We start from the raw sequence: 3241 nt of genomic DNA on the forward strand, positions 1-3241 counted from the left end.
TGATCACCCTAGGACAAAACTCCCATGTCGGCCAAGGGTGAAGCTGCTCCGACCTGGTACTTTCCGACTTACGAGTGCCTACATCTCTGTTCGGCAACGATTCCTACTGTTTGTAGCTGGACAGGAAGTTTCCGAACCGCTCGATTGCCACCGCGAGATCGCGTGCCCACGGCAAGGTGACGACACGCAGGTGGTCGTGATCGGGCCAGTTGAAGCCTGTGCCCTGCACCATCAGGATCTTCTCCTGCAGCAGCAGGTCCTGGACGAGTTTCTCGTCGTCGTGGATCTCGTACACCTCGGGATCGAGCCTCGGGAACGCGTACAGCGCGCCGCGCGGCTTGACGCAGCTGACACCTGGGATCGCATTGAGGCGCTCCCACGCGACGTCGCGCTGTTCGAGGAGTCGTCCGCCGGGCAGCACCAGATCATCGATGCTCTGATAGCCACCGAGCGCCACCTGGATCGCGTGCTGTGCCGGGACGTTGGGGCACAGTCGTGTGGAGGCGAGCAGATCGATGCCCTCGAGGAACCCGGACGCGTGATCCTTGGGGCCGGTGATGACCATCCAGCCCGATCGGTAGCCGGCGACACGGTAGGCCTTCGACAGCCCGTTGAACGTCAAACACAGCAGATCCGGGGCCAGCGTCGCCAGCGACACGTGCTTTGCGTCGTCGTAGAGGATCTTGTCGTAGATCTCGTCGGCGAGCAGCAGCAGCTGATGCTTGCGGGCGAGCGCGACCAGCCGGGTGAGGATCTCCTGCGAGTACACCGCGCCCGTCGGGTTGTTCGGGTTGATGACGAGGAGCGCCTTGGTCTTCTCGGTGATCTTCGACTCGATGTCGTCGATGTCCGGATTCCACTCGTTCGTCTCGTCGCACAGGTAGTGGACCGGTGTGCCACCGGCGAGGGAGGTCATCGCCGTCCACAGCGGGTAGTCGGGCGCGGGGATGAGGACTTCGTCACCGTCGTCGAGCAGCGCCTGCATCGTCATGGTGATGAGCTCGGAGACGCCGTTGCCCAGGTAGATGTCGTTGATGTCGAACTTGGGGAAGCCCGGCACCAGCTCGTAGCGGGTGACGATCGCGCGGCGCGCGGAGGCGATACCGCGCGATTCGGAGTAGCCCTGCGCGTGCGGGAGCGACGCGATCATGTCCTGGACGATCGTGTCGGGTGCTTCGAATCCGAACGGTGCGGGGTTGCCGATATTGAGCTTGAGGATGCGGTGGCCTTCGGCTTCGAGGCGCGATGCGTGGGCGTGTACCGGCCCACGGATCTCGTACAGCACGTTCTGGAGCTTCGACGATTGCTCGAGTGTGCGTGTCATTCGATGATGAAGTTGGCCCTGATCCTCGTTGTTCACGGGGACCATCGTGCCACTGTCGAGCAAACGATTTTCACCCGGTTTTTCGCGACACGCGAAATTAGTCGAAACCCAGGGGCGACGTTTGTCCGTATCAGTGCAATGATTGGGGCTCCATGCAAGATCTGCTTCGTCGGGGTGATGAAGCGGGACGATTTAGGAGTACTCGGAATGGCGCAGGGAACAGTTAAATGGTTCAACGCAGAGAAGGGGTTCGGCTTCATCGAGCAGGACGGTGGCGGAGCTGACGTCTTCGTGCACTACTCCGAGATCTCGGGTTCGGGCTTCAAGAGCCTCGACGAGGGTGCACGCGTCGAGTTCGAGATCGGACAGGGGCAGAAGGGGCCGCAGGCTCAGGGCGTCCGCGTCATCTGACTCGATCCACAGCTTTTTCTGCCGGCGGCGTTGCATCGTGAGATGCGGCGCCGCCGTCGTATGTCCGGGGTGCGGACTCTGTGGTCTGGAGCACAAAGATGCGACGGATTGCTGCAGGTGAGGCGCACTTCGGTAAGATCTACCCGCGTCGGGGGGTCACAGAGACCAGATTGTTTCTGTGAACAAGCAAATCGTGCTCGGAAGTTTCTTCCGAGTGGCTTGGAGCGGGTTGATGGTGTCTGTTGTCAGGGGAGGACACTCTGTTGCGCACAGCGAGCAACAGGGTGGGAGTACACGTCGGTGGCGAGATCCCAAGAGATACCTGTGGTTGTACGGCCTGGCGATACCGCTGAGTCCGTTCATCGCCTGGGTTCTGGTCCACTACCTGCATCTCGGCGTCTTCTGGGCCACCGGTGCCATCATGATTGCCGTCATCTGCCCCCTCGTGGACCGCTTCACCAAGCTCGACACCAGCAATCCGCCCGAAGAGGTCATGAAGAGCCTCGAAAACGACAAGTACTACCGGCGCTGCACGTACGTGTACCTGCCATTGCAGTACGCGGGTCTCTTCTTCGGCTGCTGGATGTGGGTGTCGCAGCCGATGGGCTGGGCCGAACGATTCGCGATGGCCGCGACACTCGGCATCGTCGGTGGTGTCGGGATCAACGCGGCGCATGAGATGGGCCACAAACGCACCAAGGTCGAACGACGACTCGCGAAGGTCGCCCTCGCCCAGTCGTTCTACGGGCATTTCTACGTCGAGCACAACTTCGGACACCACATCCGCGTCGCGACCCCGGAGGATCCCGCGACCGCGCGGTTCGGCGAGAGCTACTGGAAGTTCCTGCCGCGGTCCGTCATGGGGAGCCTCATGTCGGCGTGGAAATACGAGAAGGCGCGACTCGGGCGTCGCGGGGTGTCGAGGTGGAATCCGATCCACAACAATGTCCTGGGCGCCTGGCTGATGAGCGTGGTGTTGTACGCGGCACTCCTTGCCGTGTTCGGGTGGCAGATCGCACCGTGGCTCGTGGTGCAGGCCGCCATGGCGATCATGTTCCTCGAGGGCGCCAACTATCTCGAGCACTACGGGCTGCTGCGACGCAAACGTGACGACGGGGGGTACGTGCGTGTGGCACCCGAGCACAGCTGGAACAGCAACCACATGTGCTCCAACCTGTTCCTGTACAACCTTCAGCGACACAGCGACCACCACGCCAACCCGATGCGTCGCTACCAGACATTGCGGTCCATGGGCGACGCGCCGCAACTTCCCGCGGGATATGCCGTGCTCATCATCCTGTCTTTGTTCCCGCCGCTGTGGCGTCGTGTCATCGATCCGAAGCTTCTCGAGCACTACGACTACGATCTGAGTCGTATCAATATGGACCCGAACAAAGTGGATGCACTGGTTGCACGGTACGGACAGCCCGGCAATCCTGTAACAAGAAGATGAGTTTGCGATAACGATCGGGTCGCAGCTTCGGGGAACGCGCGGGTGGGAGGCTA

General features: G+C 61.5%; 3 protein-coding genes. 2 read left to right on the forward strand and 1 reads right to left on the reverse strand.

Annotated features, from left to right (window positions below; genetic code table 11):
• Positions 1 to 103: 103 nt before the first annotated feature.
• Positions 104 to 1369 (reverse strand): aminotransferase class I/II-fold pyridoxal phosphate-dependent enzyme, encoded by a 1266-nt coding sequence (locus ACZ46K_RS11180; RefSeq protein WP_054810539.1) that lies wholly within the window; start codon positions 1367 to 1369, stop codon positions 104 to 106.
• Positions 1370 to 1531: 162 nt separating this feature from the next.
• Between ACZ46K_RS11180 and ACZ46K_RS11185 the strand changes: the two genes are divergently transcribed.
• Both ACZ46K_RS11185 and ACZ46K_RS11190 read left to right on the forward strand, forming a co-directional pair.
• Positions 1532 to 1735, forward strand: a complete 204-nt coding sequence (locus ACZ46K_RS11185) for a cold-shock protein (protein WP_054807297.1) — start codon at positions 1532 to 1534, stop codon at positions 1733 to 1735.
• Between the two features lie 232 nt (positions 1736 to 1967).
• Positions 1968 to 3188 (forward strand): alkane 1-monooxygenase, encoded by a 1221-nt coding sequence (locus ACZ46K_RS11190; RefSeq protein ID WP_464749287.1) that lies wholly within the window; start codon positions 1968 to 1970, stop codon positions 3186 to 3188.
• The last annotated feature ends 53 nt before the right edge of the window (positions 3189 to 3241 follow it).

Source organism: Rhodococcus sp. JCM 9793 (assembly GCF_055380405.1).

Bases quoted from the DNA above. Each gene is read 5' to 3' on its own strand.
- ACZ46K_RS11185 (WP_054807297.1), top strand. From the start codon at position 1,532: ATGGCGCAGGGAACAGTTAAATGGTTCAACGCAGAGAAGGGGTTCGGC.
- ACZ46K_RS11180 (WP_054810539.1), bottom strand. From the start codon at position 1,369: ATGGTCCCCGTGAACAACGAGGATCAGGGCCAACTTCATCATCGAATG.
- ACZ46K_RS11190 (WP_464749287.1), top strand. From the start codon at position 1,968: ATGGTGTCTGTTGTCAGGGGAGGACACTCTGTTGCGCACAGCGAGCAA.